This is a genomic window from Bacillus smithii (genome assembly GCF_001050115.1).
Lineage (GTDB): Bacteria > Bacillota > Bacilli > Bacillales > DSM-4216 > Bacillus_O > Bacillus_O smithii.
Genome location: NZ_CP012024.1, coordinates 2,737,044 through 2,761,019, shown reverse-complemented (window position 1 = coordinate 2,761,019; position 23,976 = coordinate 2,737,044). Strand labels below are relative to the sequence as shown.

Annotated in this window: 20 protein-coding genes; 19 read left to right on the top strand and 1 reads right to left on the bottom strand. The window is 43.0% G+C overall.

Features of this window, described 5'->3' with window-relative positions; all coding sequences use genetic code 11:
* Nucleotides 1–672 precede the first annotated feature (672 nt).
* The 10 genes from BSM4216_RS12995 (at nucleotide 673) to BSM4216_RS12950 (ending at nucleotide 12,296) form a co-directional block, all read left to right on the top strand.
* A complete protein-coding gene (locus BSM4216_RS12995) occupies nucleotides 673–1,491 on the top strand; it encodes an alpha/beta hydrolase family protein (RefSeq protein ID WP_048623964.1) in 819 nt (272 codons plus the stop codon).
* 487 nt (nucleotides 1,492–1,978) lie between these two features.
* A complete protein-coding gene (locus BSM4216_RS12990) occupies nucleotides 1,979–3,001 on the top strand; it encodes an AI-2E family transporter (protein WP_048623963.1) in 1,023 nt (340 codons plus the stop codon).
* 151 nt (nucleotides 3,002–3,152) lie between these two features.
* Complete coding sequence (locus tag BSM4216_RS12985; RefSeq protein ID WP_048623962.1) at nucleotides 3,153–3,971, top strand: ABC transporter substrate-binding protein; 819 nt, start codon at nucleotides 3,153–3,155, stop codon at nucleotides 3,969–3,971.
* 211 nt (nucleotides 3,972–4,182) lie between these two features.
* Nucleotides 4,183–6,255, top strand: a complete 2,073-nt coding sequence (locus BSM4216_RS12980; RefSeq protein WP_048623961.1) for a BglG family transcription antiterminator — start codon at nucleotides 4,183–4,185, stop codon at nucleotides 6,253–6,255.
* Nucleotides 6,256–6,268: 13 nt separating this feature from the next.
* A complete protein-coding gene (locus tag BSM4216_RS12975; RefSeq protein WP_003352540.1) occupies nucleotides 6,269–6,535 on the top strand; it encodes a PTS sugar transporter subunit IIB in 267 nt (88 codons plus the stop codon).
* A gap of 12 nt (nucleotides 6,536–6,547) precedes the next feature.
* Nucleotides 6,548–7,810 carry a PTS ascorbate transporter subunit IIC gene (locus BSM4216_RS12970; protein WP_048623960.1) on the top strand — a complete coding sequence of 421 codons (1,263 nt, stop codon included), beginning with the start codon at nucleotides 6,548–6,550 and terminating at the stop codon, nucleotides 7,808–7,810.
* 270 nt (nucleotides 7,811–8,080) lie between these two features.
* Nucleotides 8,081–8,407 carry a YnfA family protein gene (locus tag BSM4216_RS12965; RefSeq protein ID WP_003352538.1) on the top strand — a complete coding sequence of 109 codons (327 nt, stop codon included), beginning with the start codon at nucleotides 8,081–8,083 and terminating at the stop codon, nucleotides 8,405–8,407.
* A gap of 111 nt (nucleotides 8,408–8,518) precedes the next feature.
* Complete coding sequence (locus BSM4216_RS12960) at nucleotides 8,519–9,499, top strand: S66 peptidase family protein (RefSeq protein WP_048623959.1); 981 nt, start codon at nucleotides 8,519–8,521, stop codon at nucleotides 9,497–9,499.
* Nucleotides 9,500–9,704: 205 nt separating this feature from the next.
* Nucleotides 9,705–10,877, top strand: a complete 1,173-nt coding sequence (locus BSM4216_RS12955; RefSeq protein ID WP_048624527.1) for a M20 family metallopeptidase — start codon at nucleotides 9,705–9,707, stop codon at nucleotides 10,875–10,877.
* A 270-nt stretch (nucleotides 10,878–11,147) separates the two neighbouring features.
* Nucleotides 11,148–12,296, top strand: coding sequence for a saccharopine dehydrogenase family protein (locus tag BSM4216_RS12950; protein ID WP_048623958.1), 1,149 nt, complete (start codon nucleotides 11,148–11,150; stop codon nucleotides 12,294–12,296).
* 161 nt (nucleotides 12,297–12,457) lie between these two features.
* Here BSM4216_RS12950 and BSM4216_RS12945 read toward each other — a convergent pair whose 3' ends face one another.
* Nucleotides 12,458–13,873, bottom strand: a complete 1,416-nt coding sequence (locus tag BSM4216_RS12945) for a glycoside hydrolase family 18 protein (protein ID WP_048623957.1) — start codon at nucleotides 13,871–13,873, stop codon at nucleotides 12,458–12,460.
* A gap of 353 nt (nucleotides 13,874–14,226) precedes the next feature.
* Between BSM4216_RS12945 and BSM4216_RS12940 the strand changes: the two genes are divergently transcribed.
* The 9 genes from BSM4216_RS12940 to BSM4216_RS12900 all read left to right on the top strand — a co-directional run bounded on the left by BSM4216_RS12940 (nucleotide 14,227) and on the right by BSM4216_RS12900 (nucleotide 23,869).
* Nucleotides 14,227–15,105, top strand: a complete 879-nt coding sequence (locus BSM4216_RS12940; RefSeq protein WP_048623956.1) for a CvfB family protein — start codon at nucleotides 14,227–14,229, stop codon at nucleotides 15,103–15,105.
* A gap of 158 nt (nucleotides 15,106–15,263) precedes the next feature.
* A complete protein-coding gene (locus tag BSM4216_RS12935) occupies nucleotides 15,264–15,902 on the top strand; it encodes a TetR/AcrR family transcriptional regulator (RefSeq protein WP_048623955.1) in 639 nt (212 codons plus the stop codon).
* Between the two features lie 99 nt (nucleotides 15,903–16,001).
* On the top strand, nucleotides 16,002–17,144 hold the full coding sequence (locus BSM4216_RS12930; protein ID WP_048623954.1) for an acyl-CoA dehydrogenase: 1,143 nt from the start codon (nucleotides 16,002–16,004) through the stop codon (nucleotides 17,142–17,144).
* 21 nt (nucleotides 17,145–17,165) lie between these two features.
* The gene (locus BSM4216_RS12925) at nucleotides 17,166–18,806 is read left to right on the top strand and encodes an AMP-binding protein (protein ID WP_048623953.1); all 1,641 of its coding nucleotides are present in this window, start codon (nucleotides 17,166–17,168) and stop codon (nucleotides 18,804–18,806) included.
* Nucleotide 18,807: 1 nt separating this feature from the next.
* Nucleotides 18,808–20,175, top strand: a complete 1,368-nt coding sequence (locus tag BSM4216_RS12920; RefSeq protein ID WP_048623952.1) for an acetyl-CoA carboxylase biotin carboxylase subunit — start codon at nucleotides 18,808–18,810, stop codon at nucleotides 20,173–20,175.
* A 219-nt stretch (nucleotides 20,176–20,394) separates the two neighbouring features.
* Nucleotides 20,395–20,607, top strand: coding sequence for an acetyl-CoA carboxylase biotin carboxyl carrier protein subunit (locus BSM4216_RS12915; RefSeq protein WP_003352520.1), 213 nt, complete (start codon nucleotides 20,395–20,397; stop codon nucleotides 20,605–20,607).
* Nucleotides 20,608–20,614: 7 nt separating this feature from the next.
* Nucleotides 20,615–21,529 (top strand): hydroxymethylglutaryl-CoA lyase, encoded by a 915-nt coding sequence (locus tag BSM4216_RS12910; RefSeq protein WP_048623951.1) that lies wholly within the window; start codon nucleotides 20,615–20,617, stop codon nucleotides 21,527–21,529.
* Between the two features lie 7 nt (nucleotides 21,530–21,536).
* A complete protein-coding gene (locus BSM4216_RS12905; protein WP_048623950.1) occupies nucleotides 21,537–22,313 on the top strand; it encodes an enoyl-CoA hydratase in 777 nt (258 codons plus the stop codon).
* Between the two features lie 14 nt (nucleotides 22,314–22,327).
* Nucleotides 22,328–23,869, top strand: a complete 1,542-nt coding sequence (locus BSM4216_RS12900; protein WP_048623949.1) for an acyl-CoA carboxylase subunit beta — start codon at nucleotides 22,328–22,330, stop codon at nucleotides 23,867–23,869.
* Nucleotides 23,870–23,976 lie beyond the last annotated feature (107 nt).

Genomic DNA, 23,976 nt, shown 5'->3' with positions numbered 1-23,976 from the left:
AAAGGCTATTGAACGGTGATAACCCATTCCATCGCTTTTTCAGACAAAGTTTGATCAACAGACATGAAACGGAATAGTCTATTCCTAATGGATTTTATTGAAATAGCCATTTTACGCCTTGCTCCGTTCATTTTCTTGAAAAATGCCTCCGAAGATCTCTTTTCCATTTCATTCTTCTTGAATGTTTATGAAAGGAAATGTTCTAATTCCCTCTTCTTCCAACTTACTATTGCTAATTTATGAAGAAAGTGCATGCAAACACGAAGAGGGCCGCAGATCAATCGAAAATGTGAGGTCCCGAACCTTTTTTTGACTGGTACAGGGAGAAAATGACGAGGATTCTTGTAATAGTGAGAAAGATACATCAAATCCGGACCGGGTCAATGTTTTGGAAAAGAAAATTCTCAGGATCGTTGACAATGCAGAAGAAGCCGTTTATTCTAGAAGAGAATAGGCGAATCCGCCATTCAAGCTGAAAGAAGACTAGTTGTGTTTGACGGTTTATCACTGCCATTTTCTTGATGCCAATTGAACGAGCCGAAAATGTATAAATACGGTTGTTTTTTTGGTAAGACCGCACCTTTTCTTTTGAAGAAGAGGTTTTTCTATACAAATAAAACACACTATTTTAATAAGAATTATAAGAATTAAAAATTTAGGAGGTGCCTTGGGATGCAAAAACACGTAAGAATTCAATGGAAAGGCCATCATTTGGCTGCGACGATTCACTATCCTGCAGAGTGGACCGATCAGGAAAAAAATGCACGCTATCCTTTAGTCGTGATCTGTCATGGTTTTATTGGAAGCAGGGTAGGAGTAAATCGGTTGTTTTACAAAGCGGCACAAGAATTGGCGGAAGACCGGTATGTGGTGATCCGGTTCGATTATGCGGGATGCGGCGAAAGCGACGGAGACTATGGACAGACAGGCTTGGATGATTTCATCGATCAAACGAATCATGTGATTGATTTTGGGTTGCAATTAAACGGAGTGGACGCCGATCAATTGGTCCTTCTCGGGCATAGTCTAGGCGGGGCAGTTGCATCATGGATTGCCGCCAATGATTCAAGAGTGAAAAAATTAATCCTCTGGGCTCCTGTAGGTCAACCGTATAAAGATATTGTCGCCATTGTCGGCGAAAAAGAAGTGGAAAAACTGAAACAAAAAGCGTTTATTGATTATATGGGCTATCAGTTGACCTCCCGCTTCTTTCGTTCATTGTCATTGTACCATCCCCTCAAGGAAGCTTCCCGATTTCAAGGAGATGTAATCATTCTTCATGGAACGAATGATGAAGACATTTCTGCCGAATATTGTTTGCGCTACGATTCCGTATTTCAAACAAGAGAAAAGGGAACGTGCGAAAAACGGCTTATTGCCGGGGCAAATCATACTTTTTCCTCCTGTGTCGACCAAAGAGATCTGTTTTCGGAAACAAGACGTTGGCTTGCTGCTGTATTGAAAAGGGAGACGAGAAAAAAAGTCGTCTGACAGCTAATGAATCCAAAAATGGGTTTGACTTTAACATTCACCTTTCCGAAGAGAAAAGAAGTGGTTGGCCTCTCGGGATGGCTCCTGTTGTGAAAGATTTATGTTCATATGATTGCATTATTAAAAAGATGACGATTGACGGATTTGGATGGGCTGGTTCTAATAGGGAGAGCTGGCCTGTTTTATTTTTTTAAAAAGGAAAAAATCGTAATTTTTCTCATTATAACGGGCTGGAAGGTATGTTAAAATAATCGTATGGTTCCTTTGAGCAATAGATTGCTGTTTGAATTCTTTTTGAAAAGTAAGGAAAATGGACAATCGAAAGCCCATATTATGTTATAAAAAGATGAAAGGAAAACGGGACGCTGTTTAGGAATCCATCGGCGTGGCGTTGTTTATTGAACAGTGGACAAGCGGCTTGCCCCATTTTCCCTTTACGATTTAATAGCAACTTAAGAGACCTAAAAAGGGGGAAAAGAATGAGTCGATGGAAGACTACGTGAAACGATTTGCCAATTCGAAAACATGGCGAAGAATTGTGATTCTGGCCATTATTGTCTTTTTTCTCTATATAGTAAGAAGCATGATGAATGTTATTTTGCTTACATTTATTTTTACCTTTTTGATGGATCGATTGGAAAAAATGGTATCCGGATTCATTCGAATCAATCGAAAAATCACCGTCATCCTTTTATATACCATTGTGGTTGGTTTGCTTTTGTATGGAATTGTCAGGTATTTGCCGGTGATTGTTGCGGAAATTACCCAGTTGGTGAAACAAATCACTGAGTTTTACACGCGGCCGCAGCATAATGTCATCTTGAATTATTTGGTGGACTTCTTAAAAGAAAAGCAAATATCCAGTTATTTGCAGCAAGGCGTTACCTTCTTGCTGAAGTATTTTACGGATATCAGCAAAATCGTACTTCAAGTTTTGCTTGCCATTATTTTAAGTCTGTTTTTTTTGCTGGAAAAAGAGCGGCTTATTCGATTTACCCGTAAATTTAAGCACAGCAAATTGTCCATGTTTTATGACGAAATTGAGTTTTTCGGCCGGAAGTTTGTAAGAACGTTTGGCAAGGTGATTGAGGCCCAAGTCGTTATTGCGATCGTCAATACGATTTTGTCGATTGCCGGACTTTGGATTATGGGGTTTCCCCAATTGTTTGGCTTAGCGATCATGATTCTTTTTCTCGGCTTTATACCGGTTGCCGGAATGATTATTTCGCTTATTCCGCTTTCCATTATCGCATACAGCATCGGCGGGTATATAAAAGTATTGTATGTATTGATTATGATCGCTGTGGTTCATGCGGTCGAAGCCTATTTGCTGAACCCGAAACTCATGTCTTCTAAAACGAATTTGCCTGTTTTTTACACATTTATGGTCCTCATTTTTTCAGAACAATTTTTCGGTGTTTGGGGTTTGATCTTAGGGATTCCGATTTTTGTGTTTTTACTGGATGTTTTAGAGGTCACCGATTCATCCGACGACAAAGAAAAAGAATAAAAGGGAAAGTCTGCATCTCAAAAAAAGATGCAGGCTTTTTTGCAGACGACTATTATATGTGCCTTCCAAGTTCGGTATAATCTCTCCTCCTTCTTCATAGATTGGTATGGAAAAGCAGAATGGACCAGCTATAGAACCTGTAGGGAAGGAGATGGGAGATGTGAAGCACAAAAAGAAATGGCTGCTGATGGGGCTAGTGTTTGTACTGGCAGCGGCTTTATTCGCCGGATGCGGCAAATCGAAAGAAACGGGCACAACAGAAAAAAGCACATTGGATAAGATTAAAAAGCGGGGGGAATTAGTGGTCGGCGTTAAATATGATACGTATTTATTCGGCTATAAGGATCCGAAAACCGGTAAAGTAGAAGGCTTTGATGTTGATATTGCCAAAGCGCTTGCCAAGAAAATTTTCGGCGATGAGAAGAAAGTCAAGCTTGTAGAAGTAACGTCCAAAACGCGAATTCCGATGCTGCAAAACGGCCAAATTGATGCCATTATTGCGACGATGACGATTACGGATGAACGCAAGAAACAAGTCAATTTTTCCGATGTGTATTTTGATGCGGGACAATCTCTGCTTGTGAAAAAGGGCAGTCCGATTAAAAGTGTAAAAGATTTGAAAAAAGGAACGAAAGTATTGGCCGTAAAAGGAGCAACGTCCGGAGATAATGTGAAAGCTAAAGCTCCAGATACGCAAGTGTTGGAATTTGAAAATTACGCCGAAGCGTTTACCGCATTAAAATCGGGAAAAGGGGATGCCTTGACAACGGATAATTCGATCCTTTATGGCATGGCGGCACAAGATCCTAACTATGAAGTGGTTGGCGGAACATTTACGAATGAGCCATACGGCATTGCCGTTCGAAAAGGCGATGAGAAATTCACGAAATACATCAATTCTTTCCTAAAAGAACTGAAGGAAAGCGGAGAGTATGATCGAATCAAGAAAAAATGGATTAAACAACAATAATGCAATTTTGAGGCTGGACTAAAAATGGTCCAGTTTTTTTGGATTTTCTTATGATTTAGAGAGTCCTTCGATTCGTCCAATTTTGCACAAAAAACGATACTATATTTGGACTGTTTTTTTCTATTTTTCTGTAATATAGTGAAAACAGATAGAAAAAAATCTTGTTTTACACATATTAGAAAGCGATTACAAAAATCTGGAGGGAGGAATCATGACGCTTGACCACCGCTCCATGGCCGTGCTAACGAAATTGGTTCGATCTCCTTCTTTTGTCACCGTTCAAGAATTAACGGAAAGTTTAAATGTTTCAAAGCGAACAGTTTACTATGATATGAAAAAGATCAACTATTGGTTGGAAAAACAAAAACTTCCTTCCGTTCAGTACGTTCGCTCTCAAGGTTTCTACTTGGAAGAAAAATCAAAACGAGAAATTCCGAAGAAAATACCCTTTGTCTATCGGCATTATGAATATTCGCCGAAAGAACGAAAAGCCAAAATGATGGTTTCGCTTCTGATGAAGGAGCGCCCCGTCTTTCTAGCAGATTTATTGAAGATGGTGGATGTCAGTCGGAATACGGTGATAGAAGATATCAAAGGGTTGAAAGAAGAATGCAAAAAGTTTCATGTACAAATCGTTTCCACTAAAAAGAAAGGGTATATCCTCTTTGGGAAAGAACTGGATTTGCGAAATGCCCTTGTTTACTTCTTGTCCCAGCTAAGTGGCAATAAAGAATGGATGAATGGATTCTTTCCCGTTTTACATGAAATTACAACTGAACATTTAAATTTGATTTACAAAATGATTTCCGAAAGCGAAAGTATGTTAAATCTTCACTTTACGGATGAAGATGTTCAAACGTTAAGTTTGCGTGTTTATCTTTTTTCGAAAAGAATCAAGCAAGGGTATTTTGTGGAAATGGATCCGATTGAAAAAGACATTCTCCGTTCTACAAAAGAATATTTGGCCGCTCAACATATCGGCAAGCAGTTGGAGCGTTGTTTCAAGCTGGAGATACCGGAAGACGAGATCTATTTTTTGACTACTCACTTACTCAGTTCTAAAATTATCCATTCTCAAAATTTAGATGCGAGGAATTCTGACGTTGCTGCTCTGCGAGAAGTATGTAAAAAAATGGTGGACGATTTTCAAAAATACTCTTGTGTGTTCTTTCGAAATCGAAAAGCGGTGGAGAATCATTTGCTGCTACATTTGAAACCCGCTTTTTATCGGCTGAAATACGGGATCAAAGTGAACAATCCTCTCTTTGACTCCATTAAAACCAATTATGCGGACATATTTGCTTTAACCAAAAAAGTGATTGATCATTTTCAAAAACTGGTGGGAAAGCCTATTCCTGACGACGAAACAGCTTTGCTGGCCGTCCACTTCGGGGGATGGCTCAATCGTGAAGAGGCAGAAGGGCATCAACGTAAAAAAGCGGTGATCGTATGTGCGAATGGAGTAGGAACGTCTTTGATTATGCATAGACAGCTTAAAGAGCTGTTGCCAAACGTCGAGATTGTCGATAGCTTGACGAAAAGACAATATGATTCTGCAAGCCTTGATGTCGATTTTGTAGTATCTACTGTACCGCTTCAAGATCGCGGCATTCCTGTATTTTTGACAAATCCGATTATGAATGAAGCAGAAAAAAACAAGTTGCTGAAATGGACGAACCACTTTACAAATAACAGAGAAAATCTTTCCGTTCAAGCATTCATGAATATGATTGAAAAGTATGCAGATATCCACGACTATGAAGGTCTTGCACGAAAGGTAAAGGAATTTTTGTCCGTTCCTTCCCCGACGATGAAGGAGGTATACAAACCGATGCTCAATGAATTGATTGATGAAGACCACATTGTGTTAAAAGAGGAGGAGAAGAGCTGGGAAGATGCCATAAAAACGGCGGCGGAGCCACTGCTGAAAACGGGTGCGGTCACGGAAGGATATGTCGATGCCATGATTGAAAGCGTCCATGAGTTGGGACCGTATATCGTCATTGCACCAAAAGTAGCGATTCCTCATGCAAGGCCTGAAAAAGGAGTTAATCGACTGGGGATGACATTGCTGCGCTTAAAAAAAGGAGTACCCTTTGCAGAGGATGGTTCACGCAATGTTCATTTGGTTATTGTCTTGGCAGCCGTGGACAATGAAACGCACTTAAAAGCGTTGTCTCAATTATCTAATTTGCTGTCAGACTCTCAAAATATCGAGCAATTAATCAAGGCGGACACAAAAAAAGAGATTCTCGATTTAATCAATCAATATTCAAAAGAATAAGGAGAGATGGAATATGAAAAAGATTTTAGTCGTTTGCGGAAACGGATTAGGAAGCAGTTTAATTGTGGAAATGAATGTAAAAAAAATCTTGAAAGAAATGGGCGTAGAAGCGGAGGTCAGTCATACGGATCTGGCAACAAGCAAATCGGAACAAGCGGATATTTATCTTGGCTCTAAAGAGATTGTAGAAAACTTGGAGGATGGAAAAAGAACGGTTGTCGCATTGAAAAACATTCTCGATCAAAATGAAATCAGAAGAGAGCTTGAAAAATACTTTTAGGAGGAAAAAGCCATGCTGGACTTTTTAATGAAGGACATCTTAGGGACTCCCGCCATTTTAGTCGGCATATTTGCGCTTGTCGGTTTGCTGCTGCAAAAGAAAAATGCGGCAGAAACGGTGTCTGGAACGTTAAAGACGATTATGGGATTTGTGATTTTAAGCGGCGGAGCGAATATTCTCGTAGGCGCCCTTGATATTTTTAGTAAAATGTTTCAACATGCCTTTCGCATTCAAGGCGTTATTCCCAACAATGAAGCGATAGTGGCCATCGCCCAAAAAACATTTGGTAGTGAAACGGCATTAATAATGGTATTTGGTATGATCGTGAATATTATTTTGGCTAGGATTACCCCTTTTAAATACATTTTTTTAACCGGACATCATACTTTATTCATGGCTTGTTTAATTTCTGCCGTTCTGGCAACGGGCGGAATAACCGGAGTACCCCTTGTTATTATTGGATCGATCATTCTCGGATTATTAATGGTAATTTCTCCTGCGATTCTGCAGCCGTTCGTACGCCAAATTACGGGTTCGGATGATATTGCCGTAGGACACTTTGGTTCCTTTGGCTACTTTGTGGCCGGATTTTTGGGCAAAGTATTCGGAAACAAGGAACGTACAACGGAAGAAATAAAAGTCCCGAAATCACTGGGATTTTTGCGGGATACTTCAGTAGCCGTATCGTTGACAATGTGCATCTTGTTCTTCATCGTTGCCGGTTTCGCCGGTCCTGCATTTATCGAAAAGGAGCTAAGCGGCGGAACGAATTTCTTAGTCTTTTCTTTTATGCAATCGATTACCTTTGCCGCCGGAGTGTATATCATTTTATCGGGCGTTCGTTTGATCATCGCAGAAATTGTTCCTGCGTTTAAAGGGATAGCCGATAAGTTTGTAAAAGATGCGAAACCTGCGCTGGATTGCCCAACTGTTTTTCCTTTTGCGCCAAATGCCGTTATTATCGGATTTTTAACTAGTTTTGTGGCCGGGCTGGTTTCGATGTTTTTGCTTCCTTTGTTCCACTTAAAAGTTATTGTGCCCGGTCTTGTTCCTCACTTTTTCACAGGAGCAGCGGCGGGTGTGTTCGGAAATGCGACCGGTGGCCGAAGAGGCGCTGTGATCGGCTCATTCGCAAACGGACTGCTGATCTCGTTTTTGCCGGCTATTCTCCTTCCGGTCCTCGGATCGCTTGGTTTCGAAGGAACAACGTTCGGTGACGCTGACTTTGGCATTGTCGGTATTCTTCTTGGCTATTTGATGAAATTGTTTTCTTAATGAAAAGCTGATCTCTTCTAAAGTGAATCCCTTTTGTGCAGACAGTTTTGAAAAAGCTCATCCTGTCTCACAGGAGGGATTTTTCATGGTTTTCGACTGTCTGGTGATAGGGTGTCCGCTCTGGGGAACGAGTGATCAATCTAAATGACAAAATGACCTAGAGAGATGACCATTGCATTTATCTTCTTTCTTGCTGCCATCCTATTCTGACAAACCTATTTTTCTAGTTTATAATAAAACGAGGAAGATGAAATTTTTGGGGTGTGAGCAATGGGAAGAGCGGCGGCTTTGTTTTTGCTGGCGGGATTGGCGGAAATCGGCGGCGGTTATTTGATTTGGCTGTGGATTCGGGAACAATATTCATTCTGGTACGGGGTTATTGGAGCGATTGTACTTGTCCTGTATGGTATCATTCCAACGTTACAAAGCTATCCGGCATTCGGGCGAGTTTATGCCGCTTATGGCGGTGTCTTTATTTTTCTTTCTGTCCTGTGGGGATGGGGAGTCGATAGAAAAACGCCCGATTTATATGATTGGCTCGGTGCTTTGATTTGTTTAGTGGGAGTTGGCGTGATTCTTTGGGCGCCGAGGCATTAGGTTTTGTGATAGTAAAATAATAGATTTGTCACGCTGTTCGAATGAGCTTCTTGAGAACGGTCCTTGTTTGCAGAAAAATACAACATCGATAGATAGATAGGAGGAAAAGGCATGTTTCCAGCAAGATTGGAACCGGGGGATGAAATCCGTGTCATCGCTCCTTCGACCAGTATGGCGCTTGTCAAAGGAGAGCAGCTGCAATTAGCCAAAGAACGATTAGAGAATTTGGGCTTTCATGTTACATTTGGCCAACATGTCGAGGAGCATGATGAATTTTTTTCTACTTCGGTTGAACACCGTCTTGAAGATTTACACGAAGCTTTTCAAGATAAACAAGTAAAAGCGATATTAACGGCGGTCGGAGGCTATAACAGCAACCAGCTTTTAAAAGAAATGGATTACGACTTGATCAAAGAACACCCTAAAATTTTGTGCGGATGCGGCGACACTACCGCTCTTCAACTGGCGATTTACCGGAAAACCGGCCTTATTACGTACTACGGGCCTCATTTTTCAACATTGGGCATGAAAGTGCCATCCGATTATACGATGCAATGTTTTTTGGAGGCGCTCACAAATGATGCTCCTTTCGACATTGAACCTTCTAAGCAGTGGAGCGATGACAAATGGCATGTAGAGAAAGAGGACCGAATCTATTATCCGCAATCCGATTACGACATCCTTCAAGAAGGTGAAGGAGAAGGCACTCTTGTCGGCGGACATTTATCGACTGTAAATTTGCTGCAAGGGACGGAATTTATGCCTTCATTAAAGGACGCTGTGCTTTTTCTTGAGGACGATGAAGAATGCCATCCATTCGCGTTTGACCGACAGCTTCAATCTTTGCTGCATCTTCCGGACGTTGAAGGGATCAAAGCCATCATCATCGGCCGTTTTCAAAAAAATTCAAACATGACACTCGAAGCATTAAAGAAAATGATTCACAGCAAGAAAGAATTAAAAGGAGTGCCGGTTATTGCGAATGTCAACTTTGGGCATACCGATCCAATCGCCACCATTCCGATTGGCGGACAAGCTTCCATTCATGCTGAAAATGGCGAAGTCTCCATTTCGGTGTATCCGAACAGCTAAAAAAGAAAGCCATCTTTTCATATCCCCTTTCTTAAACGCGATTTGGAAGGGGATACAAGCTGATCTGTTGGATGAATGGACAGGAATTCCGCCTTTTTTGTTGAAAACATTCTCATATACAGTTTTGTACATTCCGAAGTACAGTACGCTTTAATTAGAAAATTTCAGCATATAATTGAAAAAGTAGAAAGGAGGAGGCGGCGTGATTGAGAAAGTGTTCAGCGAGCTGGATGCGATTTTTCCGGAAACGGTCTCATTAAGAAGATTTTTTCATCAATATCCAGAACTTTCTTTTCAAGAGGAAAAAACACCGGCTAAAATTTCGGAATATTTAAATGATTTAGGGGTTAAAACGAGAACGATGGTAGGCGGAAGAGGTGTAGTCGGCATCATTCAAGGAGAACAGCCAGGAAAAACAGTGGCGATTCGGGCTGATTTTGATGCACTGCCTATACAAGATGAAAAACAAGTTCCTTACCGTTCGAAAGTACCTGGCGTCATGCATGCCTGCGGACATGATGCCCATACGGCCCTGCTCTTGTCGGTCGCAAAAGCGTTTCAAACCTATCGTGGTCATATAAAAGGAAACATTGTCCTCATTCATCAGTTTGCTGAGGAAGTGCCTCCCGGCGGTGCTCTTCCGATGATTAAGGATGGCTGTCTGGACGGAGTGGATGCCATATTTGGCACCCATCTTTGGACACCGATTCCCGTTGGAAAAATAGCCATTCGAAAAGGACCGATCATGGCGGCAGCTGACAATTTTACAGCGGTGATCAAAGGAAAAGGAGGACATGGCGGCCAGCCGCATGAAACGATCGATCCCATCTTAATAGCAGCTAATTATCTTCAACTGCTTCAACAAATCCCTTCACGATCGATTAATCCAGTGGAGTCCGCTGTTATTTCCGTTGGTTCTTTTCATGCAGGAGAAACATTTAATGTGATTCCGGATCAAGCGGTGATCAAAGGGACGGTTCGAACGTTCAAGCCGGAAATTCAGAATTTGATCATCGAACAGATGGAAACACTTTTGCGAACTCTTTGCCTGGCGAAAAAAGCGGATTATGAATTCCGTTATGAAAAAGGCTATCCACCGGTAGTAAATCATTCAAAAGAAACCGAATTAGCAGCTGCATGTGCGAAAAAAGTGGTGGGAATCGAAAATGTTTTCGAAACAGACCCTTTAATGGTAGGAGAAGATTTCTCCTATTATTTACAAAAAGTACCGGGGACGTTTTTCTTAACCGGAGCCGGAAACCATGAAAAGCTCGCTTCTTTCCCTCATCATCATGCAAAATTCGACATTGATGAACGTGCCATGCTTTATGCAGCCAAGGTGCTGGCAGCAGCGGCCATCCAATATTTGCAAAATTGAATGAAATAGTAGGGCCTCAAAATCGTTGGAGGCCCCATTTTTTTGAAGAAAAAGGAACGCTGGACAATCGCCCTTGAATACATATAAAAAGAATGGATTGATTGGGAAAACAGAAAATAGGAAATGGATTCCATTTGGCGAACCTCTAATAGTCATCTTTAAATGGAGAATAGTGTGGGAATAAAGGTCGGGACGGTGGCAGAAAACAGAAGATGTCGTATCCATGATGCCAACATTTTTTCACCTTCAATAGAATAGGAGGTTGATAACATGAAAGCTTTAGTGTTAGGAGCAGGTCTTATGGGGAAAGAGGCGGCCCGGGATTTAGTGAATAGCGATGGGGTGGAGTTCGTAACGTTGGCTGATGTAGATACCGAAAAAGCTAAGCTGGCATGCGCCGATCTGCACTCGCCAAAGATTCATCCCGTTTTTGTAGATGCGGGCGACGAAACCCAACTGGTGCAATTGATGCGAAAGCATGATATTGCATTAAATGCATTGTTCTATTCTTTTAATTATGCGGTTGCGAAGGCGGCGATTGCTGCCGGCGTCCATTCGGTCGATCTTGGCGGGCATATCGGCCATGTGACCGATCGTGTTTTGGAACTGAACAAAGCGGCGGAGGGTGCCGGCGTTACTTTAATTCCTGATTTGGGGGTAGCGCCAGGTATGATTAATATTTTGTCCGGATATGGGGCGAGTCAATTAGACGAAGTAAAAGAAATCAAAATTTATGTTGGCGGCATCCCCGTTAAGCCTGATCCTCCCTTTGAATACAATCATGTATTTTCAATGGAAGGTGTGTTTGACCATTATACGGATCCTTCGCTGATAATCCGCAACGGACGAAAAGTGGAAGTTCCCTCATTGTCAGAAATAGAGCCAATTTATTTCGAAAAGTTTGGTCCCCTTGAAGCCTTTCATACGGCAGGAGGAACCTCTACTCTTTCCCGCACTTTTCCCCATCTCGATGTTTTAGAGTATAAAACCATCCGCTATCCGGGCCATGCGCAAAAATTCCAATTGCTCGTCGATTTGAATTTAACGAGGAAAGATTATGAAGTTGAAGTGAATGGACAAAAAATCAAGCCTCGGGATGTTTTTTTGAAAGTGATCGACCCGATTGTCGATTTAAAAGGCAAAGATGATGTCGTATTGTTGCGGGTTATCACTGTAGGAAGAAAGTATGGGAGAAGATCGGTTCATACATTTGAAATGACGACTTATAACGATCGAATTCATAAAGTGACTGCCATGGCGAGATCGACGGCTTACACTCTTTCCGTTGTTGCTCAAATGATCGGAACGGGTACGATTCAAAAGCGTGGGGTGCACCCGCCGGAGACAATCGTTCCCGGCAAGGAATACATCAAGGAAATGGCCAAAAGAGGGGTATTAATTAAGGAAAAAGTGCATTAAAGAGGAATTGGAGTTTAATAGGATACGGATAATAAGTATGAAAACTGCGAAACATGGCTAACGGATGAAAATAGTGGGAATGATGGATATAGATGGAGCATTTTTAGACATAACTCATGGAAAGCCGGTCCTCTGTAATTAGTTGCCGAGGACCGGCTTTTTTACATTCTTTTTCTTGGTTGAAAGTTGCGGCTTTGAATGGCCCAGTTTTGAGGAAACGGGTTGCCAAGAACCCAATAACTGATTCCGCGCAATCCGTATTGTTTAATGATATCCATTTTTGCCTGCATGCTGCGGGCATCTTCAAACCATACTTCATGCCGCTGGCCGGTTTCATCAGTGTAATGAAAGAACGGGGCCTGGTATGCCTCGCTATATTCGATGCTTGTTCGATAGCGAACGGCCAACTGAATGGCTTCCTGCGGACTGATGGTGCGTGCAATGGTCCCTTCCATCCATGGAATTCTCCAATCGCGGCCGTATAACGGTGCACCCATCATAATTTTTCTTCTAGGAATGGCGGTAACGGCGTAATCTAAAACTTGTTTGATTTTATTGATCGGTGCGATGGCCCATGGTCTTCCCCCGGCCCATCCCCACTCGTACGTCATTAAGATGACAAAATCGACGATTTCACCGTGAGCCCGGTAATCATGTGCTTCATATAATAAACCGGGCTGGTTTTCTCTTTCTTTAGGGGCGAGAGCCGTGGATACCGATATCCCTAATGGCCTGAGCCGGCTTACGACCCTCCGCAAAAATGCATTATAATTTTCTCTATCTTGAGGATAGATATATTCAAAATCAAAATTGACCCCTCTGTATCCTTTGGAACGTACTGCCGATAAAATATTGGTGATCAATGTTTCTTGCAGAGAGGGATTTCGCAAAATGGCAGCGGCTCTGTCCGAGTTGAAACTGCCGTTCACAAAATTGGTCAACACCAGCAAAGTCTCTGTTCGATTGGCTGTTGCTGCCTGAAGGAGTCTATCGTCGTTTAATGGTGAAAGGGTTCCATCTTCGCGTATGGAATGGCTGAAGGGGCTTAAATACGTAAAATATTTTCCAAGCCTCAACACCTCTTGCCGGCTGCTTTCGTCTGTACTAGCGGAATAGGCGTTCACTTCAATGACGGACCTTCTCGCGGCTGGAACGATGAGTCGTTGACCTGGTGAAAGCACATTCGGATTTGAAAGGGAGTTGGCTGAAAGAAGCTGTTGTACAGTGACTCCAAAGCGTGCAGCGATTCTACTAAGATTATCTCCTGGACGAACGGTGTAGATCGAGTAGGGAAAAAACAGAATTTGCCCGGCAAAAATAAGCGCCGGATTGGCAATTTGATTGTAATCTGCAAGCGCCTGTTCAGAAATGCCGAACCTGTCAGCGATTTGCCGGAGCTGATCTCCCTGTTTTACTACATATTCCCGTCCGGGGCTGTGAATAACTAGCGCTTGCCCGATCACAAGCTGATTTGGATTCGCCAATTGATTGGCAAGTGAAATATCTTCTACGGAAACTCCGTATCGACGTGCGAGGGTGAATAAGTTTTCACCGCGCTGAATGACATGAATGTGCAATATGCTCAGCTCCTATACTTGGATAAATTCCGTTTTTACCTGAGACGGAAAACACTTTCTTTGCTTTATTCTGAAAAGCAGATTTGAGAAGGACTGTCCGGTAAAATATACGTTTGATACCCATTATATTCAGGAAGGGGCTGGTCATATGTATGACCTTTCGGGTGAAAATCAGAAGAATGATTTGAATTTATAGAGGCGTTTTTTTTGTGAGCAGCTGAATTCCTTTGCGGTCCAGTTCTTTTTTTGGTACCCTTAAGCAAGGTCTATTGGAAAACATCATTATAGCGAGGATTTTTCGGCTCATTGAAAAAAATAGAAAAATAAGATCTTCTAGGAAAGGAAATGATGGAATGGCTGCTCTGCAAGCAGGAACGGTGGTAACGTTAAAACCGGATAAAGAGATGCCATACGGCTGGTTTTTAACGAATGGGAAAGATAGAGTGCTTTTACATAAAAGCGGCATAACGGACGGTTTTCGTCCTGATGAACAAGTTGACGTATTTATCTTTCAAGATCGACAAGGAAGATTAGCGGCCACTATGATCATCCCGGAGATTCAAATCGGTCGCTACGGCTGGGCTGAAGTGGCGGATGTCCATCGTGAACTGGGCGTATTTATTTCTATTGGCATTCATAAAGATATTTTGATCGCGAAAGGAGACCTTCCACCGATCATGAACGTGTGGCCGAAAAAAGGAGGACGTCTCTATTGCACCTTGAAAACGGACCGGAACGGGCTTCTTTATGCCAAACTGGCAACGGAAGAAGTGATGAAAAATTTATTTGTAGAAGCATCGGCGAAGGATTTCAATAAAGATGTAACCGGCGTCGTATATCGTACGTTAAAGTCAGGAACCTTTGTTTTGACAGAGGAAGGGTACCGCGGATTTATTCACGAATCGCAGAGGATGGAAGAACCCGGCCTCGGCGAAACGGTCCACGCCAGAATTATCGATGTGAAACCAGACGGATCGGTCAATCTCTCCCTTCTGAAAAGAACTCATGAAGCGATCGAAGAAGACGCCGCTGCCATATTGGCTTATTTGCAAACGCGTGGCGGCTCGATGCCTTATAGCGACAAAAGCCACCCCGAAGATATCCAAGCTCGCTTCCGTATGAGCAAAGGGGCTTTTAAACGAGCAATGGGCCGACTGATGAAAGAGGGAAAAATTTATCAAGAAGAAGGATGGACCTATTTAAAGGGTTCTGAAACAAGGGATCAATCGTAATGGTTCTGCAGATGACTTTCATAAAAGACAAAGACCGGACAGCTTCATAAAGAAGCCAACGGTCTTTTTTTGTAACAAAAACTGAATATTCTGATTATTCTGTTTACAGAGAGCGCATCGTATGGTAGTATGTCAAATAAAGGATGGTAATCAGTTTTATGGGAAAAAAATCATTGAAAGAAAAGATTATCGATACAGCGCTGATTCTTTTTGAAAAAGAAGGCTACCACGGGGTGACAGTTGATCGGATTGTAGAACAATGCGGCACATCCAAAGGCGGTTTTTATCACAACTTTAAATCGAAAGATGAATTGCTTTTTCACATTCATGATATTTTTATTTCTTATGTCATTGAAAAAGCGCAAGAAGCATATGATCGATATACGACGCCCGTTTCCAGAATGTGTGCCATCATTCAATCGTTTACGAAAGTATTTGGAATGTATAAACCCCACATCACTGTTTTTTACCAAGAAAGCACCTATCTTAAAGGAGAATTTGAGATCAACATCAATCGGAAGCGCAAACAATATAAAAATATCATTTTGCAAATTGTTCGGGAAGGGCAAGAATCCGGTGATTTTCGTTCAGAAGTCCCTGCTGAAATCACCGTCATGGCGGTCATCGGAATGGTGAACTGGTTGTATAAATGGTTTCATGAAGAAGGGCCGCTTTCCATTGAAGACATTGGAAAAATCTACGTTGATTTAATCTTTCATGCCCTTTTAACGGAAAAAGGCATGAAAGATCCGGCAGCACAAGAGCATCTGCTTCGAAATCAGCCGGTAAAGCGGTGAATGAATGGTACTAAAATGGCAAATAAAAAGGGCGACCTCGATCAGTTGGTTCACACGAATATAGACCGACTAGTCGGTTATTAAAAAGGGGGAATTTTCATGAATTTTGAGTTGACAAAAGAACAGCAAATGATCCGTGAAATGGTCAGTGATTTTGCTGAAAAGGAAATCAAACCTTATGCTAGAGAACTTGATCAAAAAGCGGAATTTCCATATGAAACGTTTAAAAAAATGGGCGAACTTGGCCTGCTTGGTATTCCGTTTCCGGAAAAATATGGGGGATCGGGAGGGGATACGATTTCCTACTGTATTGCTGTAGAGGAAATCGGCAAAGCGTGTGGGGGGACAGGTCTCAGTTATGCCGCCGCTATCAGCCTTGGTGCTAGTCCCATCTATTATTTCGGTACGGAGGAACAGAAGAAACAATGGCTCGTTCCAATGGCAAAAGGGGAAACACTGGGCTCTTTCGGTCTGACAGAACCTAATGCCGGGTCCGATGCTGGGGGCACGAGAACCACAGCGATTTTAGACGGAAATGAATATGTTATTAATGGAGAAAAGTGCTGGATTACGAATGCGGGATTTGCTAGACAAGTTATTGTAACCGCTGTCACAGGGAGGCGGGATAACGGCCGACCGATTGTTTCAGCCATCATTGTGCCTACGAATACGCCAGGTGTTCAAATCTCTTGTGACTATGAAAAAATGGGAGTAAGAGCGTCTAATACTTGTCAAATTGTACTCGACAACGTGCTTGTGCCGAAAGAGAATTTGCTCGGCGATCCAGAAAAAGGATTCAGCCAATTTCTTTATACACTGGACGGAGGTCGAATATCCATTGCGGCTCTTTCTGTCGGCATTGCACAAGCAGCGTTTGAAAAAGCTCTTCGTTATGCTAAAGAACGATATCAGTTTGGTCAACCCATTTCAAAATTCCAGGCTATTCAATTTAAATTAGCGGATATGGCAATGGAGATTGAACTCGCTCGCAACCAAGTTTATAAAGCGGCATGGCTGAAGGATCAAGGAAAACCGTTCTCAAAAGAAGCGGCAATCGCCAAATTGTTTGCCTCCGAAATCGGTTTTCGCGTTTGCAATCAAGCGATTCAAATTCATGGAGGATATGGGTATATGCGTGAATATGATGTAGAGAGACACTTGCGCGATATAAAATTAATGGAAATCGGCGAAGGAACATCCGAAATCCAAAGGCTCGTCATCGCGCGTCAACTTGGTTGCTAAAACCATTTTTAGGAGGAGAAAATGGCCGAATTACTACGTAAAACGGTTGGGCAGTTGTTGGAGGAAAAGGTGCATGATTTTCCGGATCACGAGGCATTAGTATATGCCGACCGCAATCTTAGATGGACCTACAGTGAATTGAACGAAGAGTGCAATTTGGTCGCGAAAGGCTTAATGGCGCTAGGGGTGGAAAAGGGAGATCATTTGGCTGTCTGGACCACCAATACCCCAGAATGGGTTGCGCTCCAGTTCGCCACCGGGAAAATGGGCGGCGTTTTAGTTACGGTTAATACGAATTATCGAACCATGGAACTGGAATACTTGCTGAGGCAATCCGATGCCAAGACTTTAATCTTAATAGAAGGATACAGGGGAATTTCTTATGTGGATACGATTTATGAAATATGCCCTGAGCTTCGCCATTCCCAGCCTGGAGAACTGCAATCGAAAAGACTGCCGCTCTTAAAAAATGTGATTGTTTTAAGCGAAAAACCATATAGTGGAATGTACAATTGGTCTCAATTGATAGAAAAGGGAAAAAGGATCAGTGATCAAGAACTGAAAGCACGGTCTCGATCTCTTCATCCTGATGACGTCATTAATATGCAATACACTTCGGGAACGACCGGATTTCCGAAAGGGGTTATGTTAACTCATTATAATCTCGTCAACAACGCCCGCAATATCGCTGAATGCATGAAGCTTACGAAAGATGACCGTTTATGCATTCCTGTTCCTTTTTTCCATTGCTTCGGCTGCGTGATCGGTACACTTGCCTCTGTAAGTGTCGGAGCGACGATGGTTCCGGTTCAGGAATTTGACCCTGAGGCTGTCCTGCAAACGGTAGAAAAAGAAAAATGCACAGCCCTTCATGGCGTTCCGACGATGTTTATTTCAGAATTGAATCACCCGAACTTCTCAAAATACAATTTAACGACTTTAAGGACGGGTGTGATGGCGGGTTCTAATTGCCCGATGGAAGTGATGAAGGCAGTCATGGAAAAAATGGGGATGAAGGATATTACCATATGCTACGGACAGACGGAATCTTCGCCTGTCATCACTCAAAGCCGCACGGACGACCCGGTTTCGTTGCGGGTGGAAACAGTAGGAAAAGCGTTGCCTCATGTCGAAGTAAAAATTGTGGAACCAGGCAGCAACCGCGTGCTGCCGCCGAACACACAAGGGGAACTCTGTACAAGAGGCTATCATGTGATGAAAGGCTATTATAAAAATCCGGAGGCAACAAAAGAAGTAATAGATGAAGATCACTGGCTCCATACAGGCGATTTGGCGGTAATGGATGAAAATGGCTATGTACGGATTACCGGTCGCCTAAAAGATATGATTATCCGCGGCGGGGAAAATATTTATCCAAGAGAAATCGAGGAATTTCTTTATCAACACCCGAAAATTTTAGATGTGCAAGTAGTGGGAGTGCCGGATGAGAAATTCGGGGAAGAAGTAGGCGCATGGATTATTTTGAAAGAAGGAGAAACAGCCGATGCCGAGGAAATACGAGCGTTCTGCAAAGGAAAGATATCACGGCACAAAGTTCCAAAATACGTTTTCTTTACAGATGAATATCCGATGACTGCTTCGGGAAAAATTCAAAAATTTAAACTTCGGGAAAGGTATTTAGAGGATATAAAGGGGAGATAAGATGTTTTCCAAAATTTTAATCGCCAATCGGGGGGAAATTGCTAGACGAGTCATTCGTACTTGCAAAAAGATGGGGATTGAAACAGTCGCCGTCTATTCGGAAGCGGACAAGGATTCACTGCATGTTCATGAGGCCGATGAAGCGTTCTGCATTGGAAAGCCTCCTGTCAATCAAAGCTATTTAAATATGGATGCTATCATCCGTGTCGCCAAGGAGTCCGGAGCGGAAGCGATTCATCCGGGATACGGATTGTTATCTGAAAATGGCGAATTTTCGAGGGTGTGCCACGATGAAGGACTTGTTTTTATTGGTCCCGGTTCCGATATCATTAAAGCGATGGGAAGCAAAATTGAAGCGCGAAAAACAATGAAACAAGCCGGAATGCCAATTATAGAAGGAATCGATATTCCCCTTCGGAATGAAGAGGAAGCTGTATTGGCTGCAAAAGAAATCGGCTATCCCCTTATGTTAAAGGCTTCTGCAGGCGGTGGAGGGATTGGCATGCAAGTGATTCGTTCTGAAGAAGAGCTGCGAAAAGCATTTGCCGGCAATAAAAAACGAGCGGAATCATTTTTTGGGGACGGGACGATGTATGTAGAAAAGTATATTGAAGACTCGCATCATATCGAGGTGCAAGTGTTAGCCGATTCATTTGGAAATGCTGTAGCGCTTTGGGAACGGGAATGTTCCATTCAAAGACGAAATCAAAAAGTGGTGGAAGAAGCCCCGTCTCCATTTATTAGCGAATCTACTCGGAAAAAAATGTTGGCGTCTGCGCTGCAAGCGGTTCGGAAAATCGGCTATACCAATGCGGGTACGATGGAATGTTTAGTCGATAAAAATCAAAATTTTTACTTTTTGGAAATGAACACAAGACTTCAAGTGGAACATCCTGTCACAGAAGAAATCACCGGACTGGATCTTGTTGAGCACCAAATCAAAATAGCAGCCGGAGAAAGGTTGGAATTTTCCCAAGAAGATATCAAAAGAGACGGCCATGCGATTGAAGTAAGAATTTATGCGGAAGATCCGAATACATTTTATCCATCGCCAGGCAAAATCACTTTTCTGCGATTGCCGGAAGGGGAGGGCATTCGGCATGAAACGGCCATCGAAAAAGGGACGGTGATCACTCCATTTTACGATCCGATGATCGGCAAATTGATTGCCTGGGGAAAAGACCGTCAAGAAGCGTGCAATCGGTTGATCGAGGCTCTGAAACACTATCAAATTGAAGGGATTAAAACCAATATCCCAATGCTTTTAAAAACGGTGTCCCATGAGCGGTTTTTAGCCGGAGACACGACAACGCAGTTTGTGAATCGTCATTATTTGCAAGAAAGCACCAAGCAGCCGAAAACGTCATAAGGGAGCTGATTGAAAAAGGAGAATCATACCTTGCCTTCATAGTTTTTCATTATGACCATCAGTAAGATGTATACGAAAAAATATCTGAATTTTCTATAAAAATAAAGGCCGCCTTTCCTTGTTTGCTATAGAAAATTGGGTAACGACGAGAAATGATGGAAAAGGAGGCAATAATTTGTTGGCGGAATACGAGAAATAGGATGTCAGGGGGATGAAAATATGAGTGCCATTCAAGCGAGCATGGCCGGAAGTGTGTGGAAAATACTAGTATCAGAGGGGGAGAAAATTACATCAGGTCAAGATGTGATCATTCTCGAATCAATGAAAATGGAAATTCCCATTTCTTCAGAAGAAGAGGGAATCGTAAAAGCCATTCATGTTCAAGAAGGGGATTTTGTCAACGAAGGGGACGATTTGATCGAAATGGAGTAGGGAGGGGATGTTTTTGAAATGGCCCAAGAAAGTACACATTAAAGAAGTTGGCCCCCGGGATGGTCTCCAAAATGAAGATAAAATTCTTTCTTCTGATGTCAAAGCGGAATGGATCAATCGGCTGTCTGAGGCGGGGCTTGTTTCGATTGAAGTGAGTTCTTTCGTCAACCCGAAATGGATTCCGCAGCTCGCCGATGCCGAAGAGGTATTTTCCAAGATCTATAGAAAAGAAGGAGTCAAGTATGCAGCGCTTGTTCCGAACTTGAGAGGATTGGAAAGAGCGTTGAAAGCGGACGTGGACGAAGTCTGTCTGTTTATGTCAGCCAGTGAAACGCATAATCAAAAAAATATAAACAAATCCATATCTGAAACTTTTCCGGTTTTAGAAGAAGTCGTGGCAGAAGCCAAATCTGCCGGAAAAACGGTGCGCGGATACGTATCCACAGTGATTGCTTGTCCGTATGAAGGGGAGATTCCGGTTTCTCAAGTCAAAAGGGTGGTAGATCGGCTTCTTGAAATGGGTGTGGATGAAATTTCTCTCGGCGATACGATTGGCGTTGGCGTACCGTCTCAAGTAGAAGCTTTGCTTTCAGAACTTTTGAAATCTTATAAAGCGGATCAGTTTGCGATGCATTTTCATGATACTCGCGGGACTGCGTTAGCCAATGTTCTCATTTCTTTGCAAATGGGGATAACCACTTTTGACAGTTCACTCGGAGGGCTGGGGGGATGTCCGTATGCCGAAGGAGCTACCGGAAATGTCGCAACGGAAGATTTGCTTTACATGCTTACGGGGATGGGGATTGAGACGGGAATTGATCGGAATCGTCTGCTTCAAGCGGCGCATTTTATAGAAGAAAAATTGGAAAAGCCGTTGTCAAGCAAACAAATGGAGTTGGCAAGACGGACGAGGAAGGAGTGAAAAAGCGATGGGTGAAATGGTTCGATGGGAACATAGGGAGAAGATAGCGATCATTATTTTAAACCGCCCGGAAGCAGCTAATGCTTTGTCAAAACAGCTGCTCAGTGAATTAAAACAGCTGCTGCAAACAATAAAAGGACAGAGCGATATTCAAACGGTCATTATTACGGGAAGCGGTCCGTTTTTCTGTGCCGGCGCTGATTTGAAAGAAAGAAAAGGGATGGATGAAGAAGAAGTGAAACAGGCGGTACAACAGATACGTTCCATCATCAACGAAGTGGAAAATGTTCCTCAGCCGACGATTGCCGCCATCAATGGTGCTGCGATGGGAGGAGGTTTGGAATTGGCGCTGGCATGCGATATTCGAATTGCTGCTCAAGATGCCAAACTGGGATTGACCGAGACTTCTCTCGGTATTATCCCCGGTGCGGGAGGCACTCAGCGTCTTCCAAGATTAATCGGGAAAGGAAGAGCAAAAGAATTAATCTTTGCGGCTCGTAAAATTTCAGGGGCAGAAGCCGAAACACTTGGACTGGTGGAATACGCGGTAGAAGCGGAACGAGTGCTGGAGAAGGCTTTTGAACTGGCAAAAGAATTTGTGGAAAACGCTCCGCTTTCTTTGCGGCAAGCCAAAATAGCCGTTAACAAAGGGATGGAAACGGACATCATGACAGGCTTAAAAATAGAAGAATTGGCTTATAACGCTCTTTTAAATAGTTCTGACCGAATAGAAGGACTCAAAGCGTTTCAGGAAAAACGACAACCCCGATACACGGGAAGATAAAGGAGGGGCACCCAATGTCGGAAATAAAAGCAGCTCTTACCAACTATCATGAGATAAAAGATGGAGTGCTAAAAGGTGGGAATGAAACATACCATCGGAAAAATAAAGCGAAAGGGAAATTATTTGTCCGTGACCGCCTCAAGCTTCTGTTCGACGAAGATATAATAGCGGAGGACGGGCTATTTGCCAATTGTCTTGCCGGTGACCTTCCGGCGGACGGAGTCGTGACGGCGATTGGAAAAATTCATGGACGCACTGTATGCGTAATGGCCAATGATTCCACTGTGAAAGCTGGTTCATGGGGAAAAAGAACAGTGGAAAAAATCATTCGAATTCAGGAAACGGCAGAAAAGCTTCGCTGTCCGCTCATTTATTTGGTTGATTCCGCAGGAGCCCGAATTACCGACCAAATAGAGATGTTTCCTGGAAGGAGAGGAGCGGGAAGAATCTTCTACAATCAAGTAAAACTTTCAGGGAAAATTCCGCAAATCTGTCTGTTATTTGGCCCTTCGGCTGCTGGCGGCGCTTATATTCCCGCTTTTTGCGATATTGTCGTGATGGTGGATGGAAATGCCTCCATGTATTTAGGATCGCCGCGGATGGCGGAAATGGTGATCGGCGAAAAAGTGACGCTTGAACAAATGGGCGGAGCCAAAATGCATTGCAGTGTTTCGGGCTGCGGTGATGTGCTCGTAAAAACCGAAGAGGAAGCCATCGAGTTTTCCCGCCGATATTTAACATACTTCCCGGACAATTACACGCAAAAGCCGAAACGAGCCGAAAAAAAATCTCTCAAATCTTTTGATCAGTCAATCGAAGACATCATTCCAAAAAACCAGAACGCTCCTTTTGATATGTATCAGCTTATTGACCGCATTGTGGATGAAGATTCTTTTTGTGAAATCAAAAAAAGATTTGCGGCTGAACTTATTACGGGTCTTGCTCGTTTAGAAGGGCAGCCGATTGGTATTATTGCTAATCAACCGCGTGTAAAAGGCGGCGTGTTGTTTCATGATTCTGCCGACAAAGCCGCTAAGTTCATTCATTTGTGCGACGCCTTCCATATTCCGCTCTTATTCTTGGCGGACGTTCCCGGTTTCATGATTGGAACGAATGTAGAAAAAGCAGGGATTATTCGCCATGGCGCCAAAATGATCGCGGCAATGAGCGAAGCAACGGTTCCAAAAATGACTGTGATTGTCCGCAAAGCATACGGAGCCGGCCTGTATGCCATGGCGGGTCCCGCTTTTGAACCGGACTGTTGTTTAGCTTTGCCGACTGCCCAAATTGCGGTGATGGGGCCGGAAGCCGCTGTCAACGCGGTGTACGCCAATAAAATAGAAGCGATGGAACCGGAAGAAAGAGCGGCATTTGTGGAAGCAAAGCGTGAAGAATATCGAAAAGATATTGATATATACCGGTTGGCGTCTGAGTTAGTCGTGGACGATATTGTGGAGCCGAATCGACTCCGTGAAGAATTATCCCGACGTCTGGAAGTCTATATGTCCAAGTATCTAGTTTTTTCCGAGCGGAAGCACCCGGTTTATCCTGTCTGATCCAAAAGGACGAAGACAGATGATAAAAAAAGCCGTACGCAGATGAAATATTATTAGATAAAACGTATTTTCAAAACTGACAAGCGGGGACTAACCTGGCCCTGCTA

Excerpts from the sequence above, each read along its gene's own strand:
- BSM4216_RS12995 (WP_048623964.1), top strand. The coding sequence starts at position 673 with ATGCAAAAACACGTAAGAATTCAATGGAAAGGCCATCATTTGGCTGCG.
- BSM4216_RS12990 (WP_048623963.1), top strand. The coding sequence starts at position 1,979 with ATGGAAGACTACGTGAAACGATTTGCCAATTCGAAAACATGGCGAAGA.
- BSM4216_RS12985 (WP_048623962.1), top strand. The coding sequence starts at position 3,153 with ATGGGAGATGTGAAGCACAAAAAGAAATGGCTGCTGATGGGGCTAGTG.
- BSM4216_RS12980 (WP_048623961.1), top strand. The coding sequence starts at position 4,183 with ATGACGCTTGACCACCGCTCCATGGCCGTGCTAACGAAATTGGTTCGA.
- BSM4216_RS12975 (WP_003352540.1), top strand. The coding sequence starts at position 6,269 with ATGAAAAAGATTTTAGTCGTTTGCGGAAACGGATTAGGAAGCAGTTTA.
- BSM4216_RS12970 (WP_048623960.1), top strand. The coding sequence starts at position 6,548 with ATGCTGGACTTTTTAATGAAGGACATCTTAGGGACTCCCGCCATTTTA.
- BSM4216_RS12965 (WP_003352538.1), top strand. The coding sequence starts at position 8,081 with ATGGGAAGAGCGGCGGCTTTGTTTTTGCTGGCGGGATTGGCGGAAATC.
- BSM4216_RS12960 (WP_048623959.1), top strand. The coding sequence starts at position 8,519 with ATGTTTCCAGCAAGATTGGAACCGGGGGATGAAATCCGTGTCATCGCT.
- BSM4216_RS12950 (WP_048623958.1), top strand. The coding sequence starts at position 11,148 with ATGAAAGCTTTAGTGTTAGGAGCAGGTCTTATGGGGAAAGAGGCGGCC.
- BSM4216_RS12940 (WP_048623956.1), top strand. The coding sequence starts at position 14,227 with ATGGCTGCTCTGCAAGCAGGAACGGTGGTAACGTTAAAACCGGATAAA.
- BSM4216_RS12935 (WP_048623955.1), top strand. The coding sequence starts at position 15,264 with ATGGGAAAAAAATCATTGAAAGAAAAGATTATCGATACAGCGCTGATT.
- BSM4216_RS12930 (WP_048623954.1), top strand. The coding sequence starts at position 16,002 with ATGAATTTTGAGTTGACAAAAGAACAGCAAATGATCCGTGAAATGGTC.
- BSM4216_RS12925 (WP_048623953.1), top strand. The coding sequence starts at position 17,166 with ATGGCCGAATTACTACGTAAAACGGTTGGGCAGTTGTTGGAGGAAAAG.
- BSM4216_RS12920 (WP_048623952.1), top strand. The coding sequence starts at position 18,808 with ATGTTTTCCAAAATTTTAATCGCCAATCGGGGGGAAATTGCTAGACGA.
- BSM4216_RS12915 (WP_003352520.1), top strand. The coding sequence starts at position 20,395 with ATGAGTGCCATTCAAGCGAGCATGGCCGGAAGTGTGTGGAAAATACTA.
- BSM4216_RS12910 (WP_048623951.1), top strand. The coding sequence starts at position 20,615 with ATGTTTTTGAAATGGCCCAAGAAAGTACACATTAAAGAAGTTGGCCCC.
- BSM4216_RS12905 (WP_048623950.1), top strand. The coding sequence starts at position 21,537 with ATGGGTGAAATGGTTCGATGGGAACATAGGGAGAAGATAGCGATCATT.
- BSM4216_RS12900 (WP_048623949.1), top strand. The coding sequence starts at position 22,328 with ATGTCGGAAATAAAAGCAGCTCTTACCAACTATCATGAGATAAAAGAT.